Here is a 15,670-nt window from a genome sequence, read left to right as displayed (position 1 = left end):
TGTTGTTCTGGATGCCGCGGCGGCTGGCCACGGCTGCGACAGCAGTCAGACGGTTGCGGGCAGGCGCGGGTTCCGCGTCAAGCCTCAGGCATCATCCGATTCAAGCAGCGAAAGTGCCGTACGCAGCGCGGGCAGCCGGCTGGCCAGCTCCTGCACGCGCACGGCATCCGCCGCGCGTTGCGGCGCAGCCCAGATCGCCTCAGGGAAATGCGTGTCCCAGCGATAGCGCGGGATGATATGCCAGTGCAGGTGCGGCACCATGTTGCCGAATGCGGCCAGGTTGACCTTGTCCGGCGTCATCACCTCGCGCACCACCCGCTCCACGCGCGCCACCAGCCGCATCAGCCAGGCCTGGTCGGCATCGTCCAGGTCGCTGAGCTCGGCCACGTGATCGTTCCAGACGATGCGGCAGAAGCCCGGGAAGCGGTCATGCTCGACCAGGATCAGCCGGGCGCGGTCGCCCATCCAGACCAGTTCGCCGCCGTCGGTCTGGCAGAGCGGGCAGTTAGCAGAACGCGCCATCGTCGCGACTTACACCAGCACCCGCTCGATGCCACCCGCATTGGCCTTGGCCACGTACTCGGGCATCCAGTTCTCGCCCAGCAGGTGCTTGGCCATCTCGATCACGATGTAATCCGCCTGCACCGAAGCATCTTCGTTGTAGCGCGAAAGCCCCTGCAGGCAGGACGGGCAGCTGGTCAGGATCTTGACGTCGCCAGTGAAGCCGTCGGCGCGCAGCTTGTCGGCGCCCTTGGTCATCTCCTCTTCCTTGCGGAAGCGGACCTGCGTCGAGATGTCCGGACGCGTCACCGCCAGCGTGCCGGACTCGCCGCAGCAGCGCTCGTTCTTCTCGATCTTGCCCAGACCGGTGTTCCCGCCCATCAGGTCGTTGACCAGCTTGGTCGGGTCCATGGTCTTGATCGGGGTGTGGCAGGGATCGTGGTACATGTAGCGCGTACCGGTCACGCCTTCCAGCTTCACGCCCTTCTCGAGCAGGTATTCGTGGATGTCGATGATGCGGCAGCCCGGGAAGATCTTGTCGAATTCATACCCGGCGAGCTGGTCGTAGCAGGTGCCGCAGCTGACCACCACGGTCTTGATGTCGAGGTAGTTAAGCGTGTTGGCCACGCGGTGGAACAGCACGCGGTTGTCGGTGACGATCTTCTCGGCCTTGTCGTACTGGCCGTTGCCGCGCTGCGGATAGCCGCAGCACAGGTAGCCAGGCGGCAGCACGGTCTGCACACCGACGTGCCACAGCATCGCCTGCGTGGCCAGCCCGACCTGCGAGAACAGCCGCTCCGAGCCGCAGCCCGGAAAGTAGAACACCGCTTCCGATTCCGGCGTGGTCGCCTTCGGGTCGCGGATGATCGGCACGATCTCGTTGTCCTCGATATCGAGCAGTGCGCGCGCGGTCTTCTTGGGCAGGTTGCCCGGCATCTTCTTGTTAATGAAGTGGATCACCTGCTCGCGCACCGGCGGCTTGCCCACGGTCGCGGGCGGATGCGCGGTCTGCTTCCTGGCGAACTTCTTCAGCACCTCGTTGCCCAGGCGCTGCGCCTTGTAGCCCCAGTCGATCATGACCTTGCGGGTCAGGTTGATGGTCTCGGGGTTGGTGGCGTTCAGGAAGAACATCGACGCCGCGGTGCCGGGGTTGAACTTCTTCTGCCCCATCTTGCGCAGCAGGTTGCGCATGTTCATCGACACGTCGCCGAAGTCGATCTTGACCGGGCACGGCGTCACGCACTTGTGGCAGACCGTGCAATGGTCGGCCACGTCGGAGAACTCGTCCCAGTGCTTGACCGAGATGCCGCGGCGGGTCTGCTCTTCATACAGGAAGGCCTCGATCAGCAGCGAAGTCGCCAGGATCTTGTTGCGCGGGCTGTACAGCAGGTTGGCGCGCGGCACGTGCGTGGCGCACACCGGCTTGCACTTGCCGCAGCGCAGGCAGTCCTTGACGCTCTCGGCAATGGCGCCGATATCGCTCTGCTGCATGATGATCGACTCATGCCCCATCAGGCCGAACGACGGCGTGTAGGCATTGCGCAGGTCGGCGCCGGGCAGCAGCTTGCCCTTGTTGAAGCGGCCCTGCGGGTCGACCTTGGCCTTGTAGGCGCGGAAGTCGCCGATCTCTTCCTCGGTGAGGAATTCCAGCTTGGTGATGCCGATGCCGTGCTCGCCCGAGATCACGCCGTCGAGCGAACGCGCCAGCGCCATGATGCGGGCCACCGCGCGGTGCGCGTCCTGCAGCATGTCGTAGTCGTCGGAGTTCACCGGGATATTGGTGTGCACATTGCCGTCGCCGGCGTGCATGTGCAGTGCCACGAAGACGCGGCCGCGCAGCACCTGCTTGTGGATCTTCTGGGCCTCGTCCAGGATCGGCTTGAACTCGCCGCCGTTGAAGATCTTGCGCAGCTCGGCGCGGATCTCGGCCTTCCACGACACGCGGATGGTGCGGTCCTGCAGCAGGTGGAACACGGTGGCGTCAGGCTGATGCTGCAGGCGCGCATCGAACTCCTGCCCCAGCAGCCCCAGTCCATGCCCGATCAGCGAGGCCTTGGCCTGCGTCAGCGGCACGTCCATATGGTCCTGCAGGTAACGCCAGCGCGCGCGGATCTCGCGCAGCAGCGTCAGCGCGTGCTGCACACGGTCTTCCAGCAATTCGGCGCTGGGGATCTCGTTGGCGTCGTCGCTGCGGCCCAGCGGCAGGTTGCCGCGCGCGAAAAACGCTTCCAGCGTGTCGACCAGCTTGAGCTTGCTCTTGATCGACAGCTCGATATTGATGCGCTCGATGCCGTCGGTGTACTCGCCCATGCGGTTCAGCGGGATCACCACGTCTTCGTTGATCTTGAAGGCGTTGGTATGCTTCGCAATCGCTGCGGTACGCGAACGGTCGAGCCAGAATTTCTTGCGCGCCTCGGGGCTGACGGCGATAAAGCCTTCGCCGCTCTTGCCGTTGGCCATGCGGATCACTTCCGAGGTGGCGCGCGCCACGGCGTCTTCATCGTCGCCGACGATATCGCCGATCAGCACCATCTTCGGGAAGGCGTTGCGCTTGCTCTTGGTGGCGTAGCCGACCGCGCGCAGGTAGCGCTCGTCCAGGTGCTCCAGGCCGGCCAGGATGGCGCCGCCGGGCTTCCTGGTCTCGGCGTCGAGGAAGTCCTTGATCTCGACGATGCTCGGGATGGCGTCGCGCGCCTGGCCGAAGAACTCCAGGCACACCGTGCGGATGAACTTCGGCATGCGGTGCAGGATCCAGCGCGCGCTGGTGATGATGCCGTCGCAGCCTTCCTTCTGCACGCCCGGCAGGCCGGCCAGGAACTTGTCGGTGACGTCCTTGCCCAGGCCTTCCTTGCGGAACTTGCGGCCCTCGATGGCCAGCGTCTCGGTGCGCAGCACCTTCTCGCCCGGCGCACGGTTGCCGTCCGACCACTTCAGCTCGAAGGTGGCCACCGGCACGTCGTGGATCTTGCCCAGGTTGTGGTCCAGCCGGGTGATTTCCAGCCAGTTGCCCTCCGGGTCCACCATGCGCCACCAGGCCAGGTTGTCCAGCGCGGTGCCCCACAGCACGGCCTTCTTGCCGCCGGCATTCATGGCCACGTTGCCGCCGATGCACGAGGCATCGATCGAGGTCGGGTCGACCGCGAACACCAGGCCGGCCTTGTCGGCCGCGTCGGCCACGCGGCGCGTCACCACGCCGGCGCCGGAGAAGATGGTCGCAACCTTGCGCGACACGCCGGGCAGGTCAGTTTCCTCGACCGGGCCGAGCTGCTCCAGCTTCTCGGTATTGATCACCGCGCTCATCGGCGTCAGCGGCACGGCGCCGCCGGTATAGCCGGTGCCGCCCCCGCGCGGGATGATGGTCAGGCCCAACTCGAAGCAGCCCTTGACCAGGCCGGCGATCTCTTCCTCGGTGTCGGGCGTCAGCACGACGAACGGGTATTCCACGCGCCAGTCGGTAGCGTCGGTCACGTGCGAGACGCGCGACAGGCCGTCGAACTTGATGTTGTCCTTCTGCGTGACCTTGCCCAGCACGCGCTGCGCGCGCTTGCGCAGGTCATAGGCCGCGGCGAATTCGTTCTTGAAATCCTCGATCGCCTGCTTGGCGAAGGCGACCAGTTGCTCCACGCGGTGCGAACGGTCCTCGGCGGCGGGCTCGGCGTGCTCGGCACGGTCGGCGGCGCGGCGCTTCTCGATCTCGTTCAGGCGGTGATGCAGCGCGCTGACCAGCATCTGGCGGCGCTTGGGATTTTCCAGCAGGTCGTCCTGCAGGTAGGGATTGCGGCGAACCACCCAGATATCGCCCAGCACCTCGTACAGCATGCGGGCGGAGCGGCCGGTGCGGCGCTCGCTGCGCAGCTCGTCTAGGATGCGCCAGGCTTCCTCGCCCAGCAGGCGGATGACAATCTCGCGGTCCGAGAAGGACGTGTAGTTATAGGGAATCTCACGCAGGCGCGGGGGGGCGTCCTGCGCGGCGAGCTTGGCGTCGAGCACGAGTGGGGCGTTCATTGGGGGACCGCTTCCTGCTGCGCACGGGGACAGTGCGCGAATCGTTCATTAAAGGGCGATTGTACTGCAAGGCCCGGTTTCGCCGCACCGCAGCATCAGGGAATCCTTGTCGGAACAAGGGATTAGGCGATCTTTGGGCGGTGGCAGTGGCGCCCTGCCGTGGTGCCGGCGGCGCACCGGATCAGAACCAGGCCTTCCACGTTTGCGCAATGTTGTGCCAAAAACTGTCCGGGATCCACAGCAGGCTGGCCGTCATGAACAGGTAGCGGATGAATTTTCCGACTGCCATCCAGGCCAGGCTGGGCCAGAAAGAGAGCCGCAGCCAGCCAGCCAAAGTGCACAATGGATCACCAATGCCGGGCAGCCAGGAAAACAGCAGCGTGGGCGGGCCGAGCCGGCGCATCCACCGGAAGTAGCGCACGTCGAGCTTGGGCTTGGGCGGCTTGCGCGTGTGTTCGCGGTGCTCGAGGTGCTCAATTTCGTGTTCGCGCGCCCGGCGCCGCTTGTGGTAGCGCACCAGCGCCAGCTTGGCGGCGTAGCCCAGCCACCAGTCGATCGCGCCGCCGACCGTGTTGCCGAGCGTGGCCACCAGGATCGCCGGCCAGAACATCTGCGGGTTGAGCTTGACGTAGCCGAACACGGCCGGCTCGGAGCCCAGTGGCAATAGCGTGGCCGAGATCAGGCTGACCACGAAGATCGCGGACAGGCCCACCTTGGGCAGGGCGACGGTTTCAAACAGCCAGTCGAAGAACGCTTCCATGTCGGGGTGGGCGAGGGGGTCGGGCCATTCTAGCAGCGGCCCATCCGAGGCCCCCGCCCCCCGGATGGGGCGGGCAAACCTCATGGCACCTGTGCGGGATTTGTGATTAACTGTTAGAGCCTGTTGCGACCGATCGTTCGCCGGCCGCGGCATTTGCGCCAGCATTGAAGCCGCTCGCCGCGTGCGCTGGCGCACCTACAGCAGTTGTAGCGGCAGCACCAATATCACGAATTAGCCGTCCTATAGCCGTCTTAAGCGGCAGTACCGCGTCGTGGCCAGTCCCGCGCAGTTCTTTCGGGATTTCGGGCAATTGGTCATGCGCGTCCACCCCACATGGAGACAAGCATGGCGATTCCGATCCGCCTGACGGTCAACGGCAAGCCCGTTGACGCCCAGGTAGAACCCAACACCCTCCTGGTCCAGTTCCTGCGCGAACAGTTGCGCCTGACCGGCACCCACGTCGGCTGCGACACTGCGCAGTGCGGCGCCTGCACGGTCCACCTGGACGGCCGGGCGGTCAAGTCGTGCAACCTGCTGGTGGTACAGGCCGACGGCGCCAAGGTCACCACCATCGAGGGCCTGGCCGCGCCCGGCACGCTGCACCCGATGCAGGAAGCCTTCCGTGAATGCCACGGCCTGCAATGCGGCTTCTGTACGCCGGGCATGGTGATGAGCGCCACCGCGCTGGTGCAGGAGCACCCGGGCGCCGACGCCGCCACCATCCGCGCCCACCTGGAAGGCAACCTGTGCCGCTGCACGGGCTACCACAACATCGTCCGGGCAGTGCAGCAGGGCCAGGCGGCCATGCAGGGCGCCGCCGCCAGCGCGGAATAAGGGGGACAGGCCATGAACGCACCCGAGAACCAGCGCCTGGTAGGCGCGCCGGTCAAGCGCAAGGAAGACTTCCGCTACCTGACCGGCAGCGGCCAGTACACCGACGACATCGTGCTGCCGCAGCAAAGCTATGCATTTTTCCTGCGCTCGCCGCACGCGCACGCGCGCATCCGTTCGATCGACAAGAGCGAGGCGCTCGCCGCGCCCGGCGTGATCGCCGTGCTGACCGGCGACGAACTGGCCGCCGATAAAGTGGGCGGCCTGCCCTGCGGCTGGCTGATCCACAGCATGGACGGCTCGCCGATGAAGGAGCCGCCGCACCCGGTGATCGCGCACGACAAGGTGCGCCACGTCGGCGACCAGGTGGCGCTGGTCATCGCCGAGACGCTGCAGCAGGCGCGCGACGCCGCCGAGAAGATCGACGTCGACTATGAAGAGCTGCCCGCGGTGGTCAACGCCGCGGACGCTGCTTCAGCTTCGACGCTGGTGCATGACGACGTGCCAGCCAACACCTGCTACACCTGGGACCATGGCGACAAGGCCGCCACCGACGCCGCCTTTGCCAAGGCCGCGCACGTGACCACGCTGGACATCGTCAACAACCGGCTGATCCCCAACGCGATCGAGCCGCGCGCGGTCAACGCCAGCTACACGCGCCAGGACGACAGCTACACCGTCTACGTGGCCAACCAGAACCCGCACGTGGAGCGGCTGCTGATGGGCGCCTTCGTGCTGGGGCTGCCGGAATCGCGACTGCGCATCATCGCGCCGGACGTTGGCGGCGGCTTCGGCTCCAAGATCTTCCTGTATCCGGAAGACGTGGCGCTGACGTGGGCATCGAAGAAGGTTGGCCGGCCGGTCAAGTGGACCGCGGACCGTTCCGAATCCTTCCTGACCGACGCGCACGGGCGCGACCACGTCACCAAGGCCGAGCTGGCGCTCGATGCCGACGGCAAGTTCCTGGCGCTGCGCGTACACACGGTCGCCAATATGGGCGCCTACCTGTCGACCTTCGCCAGCAGCGTGCCGACCATCCTGTATGCGACGCTGCTGGCCGGCCAGTACGCCACGCCCGCGATCTATGCCGAGGTGCAGGCGGTGTTCACCAACACCGCGCCGGTCGATGCCTACCGCGGCGCCGGCCGTCCCGAAGCCACATATGTGGTCGAGCGCCTGGTGGAAACCGCAGCGCACGAGCTCAACACGGATCCCGCCGAACTGCGCCGCAAGAACTTCATCCGCCAGTTCCCGTACGCCACGCCGGTGGGCCTGACCTATGACACCGGCGACTACGAGCCATGCCTGGCGCGCGCGCAGGAGCTGGCCGACGTCAAGGGCTTCCCGGCCCGGCGCGACGAAGCCAAGCAACGCGGCAAGCTGCGCGGCCTGGGCTACTCCTGCTACATCGAAGCTTGCGGGCTGGCGCCGTCGAATATCGCCGGCGCGCTGGGCGCGCGCGCGGGGCTGTTCGAGGTGGGCGAGATCCGCGTGCACCCGACCGGCACCGTGACGGTCTTCACCGGCTCGCACAGCCACGGCCAGGGCCACGAGACCACCTTCGCGCAGATCGTCGCCGACCGGCTCGGGCTGCAGCTCGACCAGGTCGAAATCGTGCACGGCGACACCGGCCGCGTGCCGTTCGGCATGGGCACCTACGGCTCGCGTTCGCTGGCAGTGGGGGGATCGGCGATCATGAAGGCGCTCGACAAGATCGAGGCAAAGGCCAAGAAGATCGCCGCGCACCTGCTGGAAGCATCGGACACGGACATCGAGTTCAGCAACGGCGTGTTCCGCGTGGCTGGCACCGACCGCACCAAGACCTTCGGCGAAGTTGCGCTGACCGCCTACGTGCCGCACAACTACCCGCTCGACAAGCTGGAGCCGGGCCTGAACGAAAACGCGTTCTACGACCCGACCAACTTCACCTATCCGTCCGGCGCCTATGTGTGCGAAGTGGAGGTGGATCCGGATACCGGTGAATCGAAGGTGGTGAAGTTCACCGCCGTGGATGACTTCGGCAACATCATCAACCCGATGATCGTCGAGGGCCAGGTGCATGGCGGCATCGGCCAGGGCCTGGGCCAGGCCATGCTGGAGCAGTGCGTCTACGATCCCGACAGCGGCCAGCTGCTGACCGGATCCTACATGGACTACGCCATGCCGCGCGCCGCCGACCTGCCCGACTTCACCGTCGAGACCGCCAGCGGCACGCCCTGCACGCACAACCCGCTGGGCGTGAAGGGCTGCGGCGAGGCCGGCGCGATCGGCTCGCCGCCAGCGTTTATCAATGCGCTGGTGGATGCGCTGTCGCCGCTGGGCGTCAAGGATGTGCAGATGCCGGCGACCCCGCACCGTGTATGGCAGGCCATCCAGGCCGCTCGCCCCTGAGCGCCACGGACCGACGAACCGGAAAGGAAACCGACATGTACACATTCCAGTTTGAACGTGCCGCGGATGCCAAGGCGGCGGTGGCCAGGCTCAAGGCCGACCCTGACGCCAAGTTCCTCGGCGGCGGCCAGAGCCTGCTGGCCGCGATGAAGCTGCGGCTGGCCTCGCCTTCCGTGCTGGTGGACGTGGTGCGCATTCCCGGCATGGCCGAGATCCGCGTCGAGAACAACGAGATCGTGGTCGGCGCGGCTGCGCGCCATGCCGACGTGGAAACCAATGCCGAGGTGCGCAAGCGCATTCCGGCGCTGGCGGCACTGGCCGGCGGCATCGGCGATCGACAGGTGCGTGCGATGGGCACGCTGGGTGGCGCGCTGGCCAACGACGATCCTGCGGCCTGCTATCCCGCGGGCGTGCTGGGGCTCGGCGCAACCGTAGTCACCGACCGCCGCACCATCGCGGCCGATGACTTCTTCAAGGGCCTTTATGAAACCGCGCTGGAACCGGATGAGCTGATCACCGCGGTGCGCTTCCCGATCCCCGAGCAGGCTGCCTACGTCAAGTTCCGCAATCCGGCTTCGCGCTTTGCGCTGGTCGGGGTGATGGTGGCGCGCACCGGCAATACGGTGCGGGTGGCGGTCACCGGCGCGGGCGACAGTGTGTTCCGCTGCCAGCCGCTGGAGCACGCGCTGTCGGGCAATTTCACTGCACAGGCTGCGCGTGGCGTGAAGGTCGATGCGGCGAACCTGAATGCCGACCTGCATGCGTCGGCGGAGTACCGGGCGCACTTGATTCCGGTGCTGGCGGCGCGGGCGGTGGAGGAGGCGACGAAGGGGTAGTGCCTGTCCATCGCCCGCTGTGGTCTCCCCTCTCTCGCCCAGCGGTGAGGGGTCGGGGGAGAGGGCCGGCGCTTGAATCAAGCGTTTTCGCACGCGAACCTCCTGCCCTCTCCCCCAGCCCCTCTCCCGCAAGCGGGAGAGGGGAGCAAACCGCCGGCGCATTTTGCCGCGTCGGCACACAAGATTGCTCATGCTCCCCACCTCCATCGACGACACCCTCGCCCAGCTCGAACGCCAGCAGTACTACGCCGACCGCGAAACCGCCACGGTGCTCTACCTCGCGCTGCGCATGCAGCGCCCGCTGTTCCTCGAAGGCGAGCCCGGCGTCGGCAAGACCGCGCTGGCGCAGGCGATGGCGGGCGTGCTCGGCACCCGGCTGCTGCGGCTGCAATGCTATGAAGGGCTCGATGCCGCCAGCGCGCTGTACGAGTGGGACTATCCGCGCCAGATCATGGCGCTGCGCCTGGCCGAAGCGCGCGGCGAACGTCCCGAGGCGCAGTCGCTGTACCACGATGACTACCTGCTCAAGCGCCCGCTGCTGGAATCACTGCTGCCCGACCCTGCTGCACCGGAAGTCCCGCGCGTGCTGCTGATCGACGAGATCGACCGTGCCGACGAACCCTTCGAAGCCTTCCTTCTGGAAGTTCTGTCCGAATTCCAGGTCTCGATCCCCGAGATCGGCGTGATCCGCGCCGAGCGCCCGCCGCTGATCGTGATCACCTCCAACCGCACGCGCGAAGTGCATGACGCGCTCAAGCGCCGCTGCCTGTACCAGTGGATGGGCTACCCCGAGCGCGACCGCGAGCTGCAGATCGTCGCCGCGCGCGCGCCCGAGGCCGCCGCCGCGCTGCAGGCGCAGGCGATCGACTTCGTGCACCGGCTGCGCGGCATCGACCTGTTCAAGGCGCCCGGTATCGCCGAGGCCATCGACTGGTGCCGCGCGCTGGCCGCGCTGGGCGTGACCGAGCTGGATCCGCAGTCGGTGCGCGACACGCTGGGCGTGCTGCTCAAGTACCAGGACGACCTCGCACGCGCCGACGGCCCCACCGTGGCGGAGTTGCTGGCCGGCGCCGCACCGGGAGGGTGACCGTGGCCACGCTGCACGCCGCGGCACGTACCGGCGGACCGCAAACCGGCCTGCCGGTATTGGCGCGCAACGTTACCCACTTCATGCGGCTGCTGCGCGACGGCGGCTTTGCGCTGTCGCCGGCGCATGCGGTCGATGCGCTCAGCGCGCTGCGCCATGTCGATATCGGCCGCCGCGACGAGGTGCGCGCCGCGCTGGCCGCGCTGGTGCTGTCGGGCCCCGACCAGCGCCCGCTGTTCGACGCCGCCTTCGACCTGTTCTGGCGTGACCCCGACTGGGAAGGCAAGCTGCGCGCGCTGCTGCTGCCGCGCGTCGATGCCGGCGCGCCGCCGCCAAAGCGCAGCAACCGGCTGGCCGACGCGCTGGCCGCGCGCCAGCCCGAGGCGCCATCGCGCCCTGCGCAGACCGAGGCCGAGCGCGTCCACGTGCCGCTGACCTTCTCCGACCAGGAGCGGCTGGCGCAACGCGACTTCGAGACCCTGACCGCGCAGGAATGGCGCGCGCTGCAGCACCTGGTGCGCACGCGCCGCGCCCATCTTGCACTACAGCGCACACGCCGGCTGCGCGCCGCCACCTGCGGCACCCATGCCGACCTGCGCGCCAGCGCGCGCCTGGCGGTGCGCCAGCATGGCGAGTGGCTGCGCTGGAAATTCCGCAAGCACGCCGAGCGCAAGCCGCCGGTGGTGCTACTGCTCGACATTTCCGGCTCGATGAGCCAGTACTCGCGCGCGGTGCTGTATTTCTGCCATGCGCTGATGCAGTCGCGCGAGCGGCTGTCGGTGTTCCTGTTCGGGACGCGGCTGACCAATATCACCCGCTCGCTGCGCGAACGCGATCCGGACGAAGCGGTCGCGGTCATCACCGGCCAGGTGCGCGACTGGGCGGGCGGCACCCGCATCGGCGCCGCGCTGGCGAGCTTCAACCGCCACTGGGCACGCCGCACGCTGTCCGGGCGCGCCACCGTGCTGCTGGTCACCGACGGCCTCGATCATGAGCAGATCGACCTGCTGGGGGACGAGATGGCGCGGCTGCGCCGCTTTGCGCACCGCATTGTCTGGCTCAACCCGCTGCTGCGCTATCCCGGCTTCACCCCGCAGGCGCGCGGCGTGCAGGCGATCCTGCCGCATGTCGACGCGCTGCGCCCCGCGCATAACCTGGACAGCCTGCTCGCGCTGGAGACCCTGCTGTCCGATCATGGCGGCCCTCCCCGGGCCGCCCCCGCCAAGCCAGACAAGGAAGCCCCGCCATGGAAATGAACCAGAGCCAGCGCCTGCCGGTGCCGCAGCAAGTGGCATGGGAAGCGCTCAACGACACCGAGCTGCTCAAGCAATGCATCCCGGGATGTGAGAGTATCGAGCCCGACGGCGAAAACGCCTACGCGCTGGCCCTGACGGCTGCGGTGGGGCCGGTCAAGGCGCGCTTCAAGGGACGGATGGCGCTGGAGGACATCCAGGCCCCCGACAGCTACACCATCCGCTTTGACGGCCAGGGTGGCGCGGCGGGCTTCGGCAAGGGCACCGCCCGCGTCAGGCTGGAACCGGATGGCGACGAGACCGTGCTGAGCTACACCGTCGATGCCCACGTCGGCGGTAAGCTCGCGCAGATCGGCTCGCGGCTGGTGGATGCCGCGGCGCGCAAGATGGCGGATACCTTCTTTACGCGCTTCACCGAGGCGGTCACGCCGGACAATACAGAAGACACGCCAGCGGCCGAGGGCGCCCCCGCCGCAGCCGCCGGCGACAATGAACAGACAGAGGAACCGAAGCGGAAACGATCATGGAGAGCGTGGATCTCGAAGTCCTGAAGAACAGCGTGCAGTGGCAGCAACAGGGCCACCGCGTGCTGCTGGTCACGGTAGTGCGCACCTGGGGCTCGTCGCCCCGCCCCGAAGGCGCGATGCTGGCGGTACGCGACGACGGCCTGGTGGTCGGCTCGGTTTCGGGCGGCTGCATCGAGGACGACATCATCGACCGCGTGCGCCGGCAAGGCATCACCGCCGACCACCCCGAAGCGATCAAGTACGGCATCAGCGCCGAGGAAGCGCACCGTTTCGGCCTGCCTTGCGGCGGCACGATCGAACTGGTGACCGAGCCGCTGACCCCGGCCAGCGGCATCGCCGAACTGCTCGACGCGGTCGAGAACGGCCGCCTGGTCGCGCGTACGCTCGACATGGCGACGGGCGCCGCCACGCTGGGCCCGGCCAACGCCACCGACGGGCTGGTGTTCGATGGCAAGACGCTGCTGACCATCCACGGCCCGCGCTACCGCATGCTGGTGATCGGCGCGGGTCAGCTTTCCAAGTACCTGTGCCAGATCGCCGTGGGCCTCGGCTTCCAGGTCACCGTGTGCGACCCACGCGAGGAATACACCGAGACCTGGGACATCTCCGGCATCACCATGGTGCGCACCATGCCGGACGACACGGTCATGGACTTGAAGCTGGACGAGCGCTGCGCGGTGATCGCGCTGACGCACGATCCCAAGCTGGACGACCTCGCGCTGATGGAGGCGCTGCGCACGAATGCTTTCTACGTCGGTGCGCTCGGTTCGCGCCGCAACAACCAGGCACGGCGCGAACGGCTCAAGGAGTTCGACCTGACCGACCTGCAGCTCGCGCGGCTGCACGGCCCGGTAGGCATCTACATCGGCAGCCGCACGCCGCCGGAGATCGCGATCTCGATCCTGGCCGAAGTGATCGCGGCCAAGAACCATGTGTCGCTGCCCGACATCCTGCAGGTCGAAGGCGCCAAGGCTGCGCGCGAGATGGCAGCCAGCACCGGCAGCAGCTGCGAAGTCGCGCCCGGCCCGGCCACCTGAGGACAGCATGACGCCATGACCGCCGCCCCCAACGCTCCCCTGCTCCGCACCGACCTGCCTACCGGCATCCTGCTGGCCGCGGGTTTCGGCCGCCGCTTCGATGCGGCGGGCAAACGCAACAAGCTGCTGGAAACGCTGCCCGGCGGACGCACGGTAGCGTGGCGCAGTGCGCGCACGCTGGCGGCAGCACTGCCGGAATCGATTGCGGTCATTCGCCCGGGCAATCCGGCGCTGGCGGAGGAACTGCGCCGCGGCGGCTGCCGCGTGCTGGAATCCGCCGAAGCCGACGCGGGCATGGGTGCGGCGCTGCGGGCTGCGGTGGCGGCAACGCCCGAAGCGCGCGGCTGGGTGGTGGCGCTGGCCGATATGCCCTGGCTGCCGATGGAACTCATCCGGGCAGTGGCGCTGACGATCACCACCCCGGAGACCATCGCTGCGCCGTGGCGCAATGGGCAGCGCGGGCATCCGGTCGGGTTCGGGGCCGCCTGGCGCGAGGAACTGCTGAAGCTGGACGGTGATGAGGGGGCGCGGGCGTTGCTGAAGGACAAACCCGTTACGCGGATCCTGACTGACGATGACGGGGCGTTTCGGGATATCGATACGCCGGGGGATTTGCGCTAGCCCAATGCGGCTTACGTCGCCTCGCCCTGCCCCGCCGCTATCTCACTAGTCTTCACCGCCATGATGAAATCATTCCGGTGCAGTCCCTTGATCTTCTTGGTCCGCCACGACACCGTGGCATGCCCCCAGCCAAAACTGATCTCCGGATGATGTCCCTGCGCCTCGGCCAGTTGCCCGACGCCATTCACGAACGCCAGCGCCTGCGCAAAATTCCCGAAGGTAAAGCGCCGCTCCAGCCGGGTCGCTCCATCGAACAAATCCCAGCCAGGCGCCTGCTGCATCAGAGCTTCAGCTTCATCCGGCGTCAACGGCGGCACCCCGCCGCGGCAAGGCGTGCACGATTGCGCTGCCAGGTCTTCACTCATGGTCTTGCTCCCCGACCGGAGGATCAGGCGCCTTCGGTCTCTGTCAGTGCGCGCAAGAACTCGCTGCTCCACCAGTGCACATCCTGCGCGCGGATGCGCTCCAGCAGCTTCTGGTGGCGCTGCTGGCGTTCGGCCAGCGGCATGTGCAGCGCTTGCTGGATCGCCTGCGCGGTGGCGCGCGTGTCGTAGGGATTGACCAGCAGCGCCTCGCGCAACTGCTCGGCCGCACCGGCAAAGCGCGACAACACCAGCACGCCCGGGTCTTCCGGGTCCTGCGCGGCGATGAATTCCTTGGCCACCAGGTTCATGCCGTCGCGCAACGGTGTCACCAGGGCCACGCGGCTGGCACGGCACAGGCCCGGCAGGCGCTTGCGCGCGGTGGTGCGATGGATATAGCGCACCGGCATCCAGTCCAGTTCGCCGAACTCGCCGTTGATGGCGCCGCTCAGGCGCTCCATCTCGCTGCGCAGGTCGACATAGGCGTCGACCGACTCGCGCGAGGGCGCAGCAATCTGCACCAGCGTCGCGCTCATCCGGTTCTCGGGGTATTCCGCCAGTAGCCGGTAGAACGCCTTGAGCCGGTGCGGCAGCCCCTTGGAATAATCGAGCCGGTCGATGCCGAGCAGCAACCGGCGGCGCGCATATTGTGCGCACATCATCTCGAAGGTTTCCTTCGCCTCGTCGCCGCGGCCCAGTTCCATGAACTCGTCGACGTCGATGCCGATCGGAAAGGCCTGCGCGCGCACCGTGCGGTGGAAAGCGCGGTAGCGATGCTCGCCCATGGGCTCGGCCTGGGCCTCTGCCTGGACGTAGCGCGAGAAGTGCTCCACGTCGGCATGGCTCTGGAAGCCGAGCAGGTCATAGGCGAACAGCGCGCGCATCAGCCATTCATGCTGCGGGATGGCCGCCAGGATCAGCGGCGGCGGCAGCGGCACGTGCAGGAAAAAGCCGATCTTCTGGCCGCAGCCGATCGCGCGCAGCTCTGACGCCAGCGGGATCAGGTGGTAGTCGTGGATCCAGATGACGTCGTCGGGCTCGAGCAGCGGGGCCAGCTTGCGCGCGAACAGCTGGTTCACGCGCCGGTAGCCGTTCAGGAAGTTGGAGTCGAAATCCGCCAGGTCGAGCCGGTAGTGGAATACCGGCCACAATACCCCGTTGCTGTATCCCAGGTAGTAGGCATCATGGTCTTCGCGGCTCAGGTCGACAGTGGCCAGCGTGACATTGCCGGCTTGCTGCAGGTGCAGGTCGCCTTCGCCGGGGGTGCCGCCCTGGGCGGTTTCCAGCGCCTTGCCGCTCCAGCCGAACCACAAGCCGCCGGTCTGGCGCAAGGCCTCGGAGAGCGCGACGGCAAGGCCGCCCGCCGCCACGTTGCGGGGATCGGCGACCCGGTTGGATACCGCTACAAGTCTGGGCATATGTTGTTTTCTGGAGTCCTCTGTTCTTGTTGCCGTGCCAG

At 67.4% G+C, this 15,670-nt stretch carries 13 protein-coding genes; 8 read left to right on the top strand and 5 right to left on the bottom strand.

Annotated features, from left to right (window positions below; translation table 11 throughout):
* Window positions 1-84 precede the first annotated feature (84 nt).
* The 3 genes from AC10V3_RS02115 to AC10V3_RS02105 all read right to left on the bottom strand — a co-directional run bounded on the left by AC10V3_RS02115 (window position 85) and on the right by AC10V3_RS02105 (window position 5,266).
* Window positions 85-522, bottom strand: a complete 438-nt coding sequence (locus AC10V3_RS02115) for an HIT family protein (RefSeq protein WP_022533524.1) — start codon at window positions 520-522, stop codon at window positions 85-87.
* Window positions 523-531: 9 nt separating this feature from the next.
* A complete protein-coding gene (locus tag AC10V3_RS02110; protein WP_022533523.1) occupies window positions 532-4,506 on the bottom strand; it encodes a DUF3683 domain-containing protein in 3,975 nt (1,324 codons plus the stop codon).
* Window positions 4,507-4,687: 181 nt separating this feature from the next.
* Window positions 4,688-5,266, bottom strand: a complete 579-nt coding sequence (locus tag AC10V3_RS02105) for a YqaA family protein (protein WP_022533522.1) — start codon at window positions 5,264-5,266, stop codon at window positions 4,688-4,690.
* Between the two features lie 345 nt (window positions 5,267-5,611).
* Here AC10V3_RS02105 and AC10V3_RS02100 point away from each other — a divergent pair, with 345 nt between their 5' ends.
* From AC10V3_RS02100 to AC10V3_RS02065, 8 genes are all read left to right on the top strand, one after another.
* Window positions 5,612-6,100: a (2Fe-2S)-binding protein gene (locus AC10V3_RS02100; RefSeq protein ID WP_490923027.1), complete on the top strand. Its 489-nt coding sequence runs from the start codon at window positions 5,612-5,614 to the stop codon at window positions 6,098-6,100.
* Window positions 6,101-6,112: 12 nt separating this feature from the next.
* The gene (locus tag AC10V3_RS02095) at window positions 6,113-8,488 is read left to right on the top strand and encodes a xanthine dehydrogenase family protein molybdopterin-binding subunit (RefSeq protein ID WP_490923026.1); all 2,376 of its coding nucleotides are present in this window, start codon (window positions 6,113-6,115) and stop codon (window positions 8,486-8,488) included.
* 35 nt (window positions 8,489-8,523) lie between these two features.
* The gene (locus AC10V3_RS02090) at window positions 8,524-9,324 is read left to right on the top strand and encodes an FAD binding domain-containing protein (RefSeq protein WP_349605487.1); all 801 of its coding nucleotides are present in this window, start codon (window positions 8,524-8,526) and stop codon (window positions 9,322-9,324) included.
* Between the two features lie 190 nt (window positions 9,325-9,514).
* On the top strand, window positions 9,515-10,411 hold the full coding sequence (locus AC10V3_RS02085; protein WP_022533518.1) for an AAA family ATPase: 897 nt from the start codon (window positions 9,515-9,517) through the stop codon (window positions 10,409-10,411).
* 2 nt (window positions 10,412-10,413) lie between these two features.
* The gene (locus tag AC10V3_RS02080) at window positions 10,414-11,667 is read left to right on the top strand and encodes a vWA domain-containing protein (protein WP_022533517.1); all 1,254 of its coding nucleotides are present in this window, start codon (window positions 10,414-10,416) and stop codon (window positions 11,665-11,667) included.
* On the top strand, window positions 11,658-12,215 hold the full coding sequence (locus tag AC10V3_RS02075; RefSeq protein WP_022533516.1) for an SRPBCC family protein: 558 nt from the start codon (window positions 11,658-11,660) through the stop codon (window positions 12,213-12,215). The genes AC10V3_RS02080 and AC10V3_RS02075 overlap by 10 nt, the downstream gene beginning before the upstream one ends.
* Window positions 12,188-13,228: an XdhC family protein gene (locus tag AC10V3_RS02070; protein WP_022533515.1), complete on the top strand. Its 1,041-nt coding sequence runs from the start codon at window positions 12,188-12,190 to the stop codon at window positions 13,226-13,228. The genes AC10V3_RS02075 and AC10V3_RS02070 overlap by 28 nt, the downstream gene beginning before the upstream one ends.
* 15 nt (window positions 13,229-13,243) lie before the next feature.
* Entirely contained in the window at window positions 13,244-13,849 is a 606-nt protein-coding gene (locus AC10V3_RS02065) for a nucleotidyltransferase family protein (RefSeq protein ID WP_349605482.1), read from the top strand.
* An 11-nt stretch (window positions 13,850-13,860) separates the two neighbouring features.
* Here AC10V3_RS02065 and AC10V3_RS02060 read toward each other — a convergent pair whose 3' ends face one another.
* Entirely contained in the window at window positions 13,861-14,214 is a 354-nt protein-coding gene (locus tag AC10V3_RS02060) for a 4a-hydroxytetrahydrobiopterin dehydratase (protein WP_349605480.1), read from the bottom strand.
* Between the two features lie 23 nt (window positions 14,215-14,237).
* The gene (gene otsA, locus AC10V3_RS02055; protein WP_349605478.1) at window positions 14,238-15,629 is read right to left on the bottom strand and encodes an alpha,alpha-trehalose-phosphate synthase (UDP-forming); all 1,392 of its coding nucleotides are present in this window, start codon (window positions 15,627-15,629) and stop codon (window positions 14,238-14,240) included.
* Window positions 15,630-15,670 lie beyond the last annotated feature (41 nt).

Source organism: Cupriavidus sp. PB-02 (genome assembly GCF_058252315.1).
The sequence above is the reverse complement of the archived record's forward strand: the minus strand, read 5'-3'. Positions and strand labels throughout refer to the sequence as shown.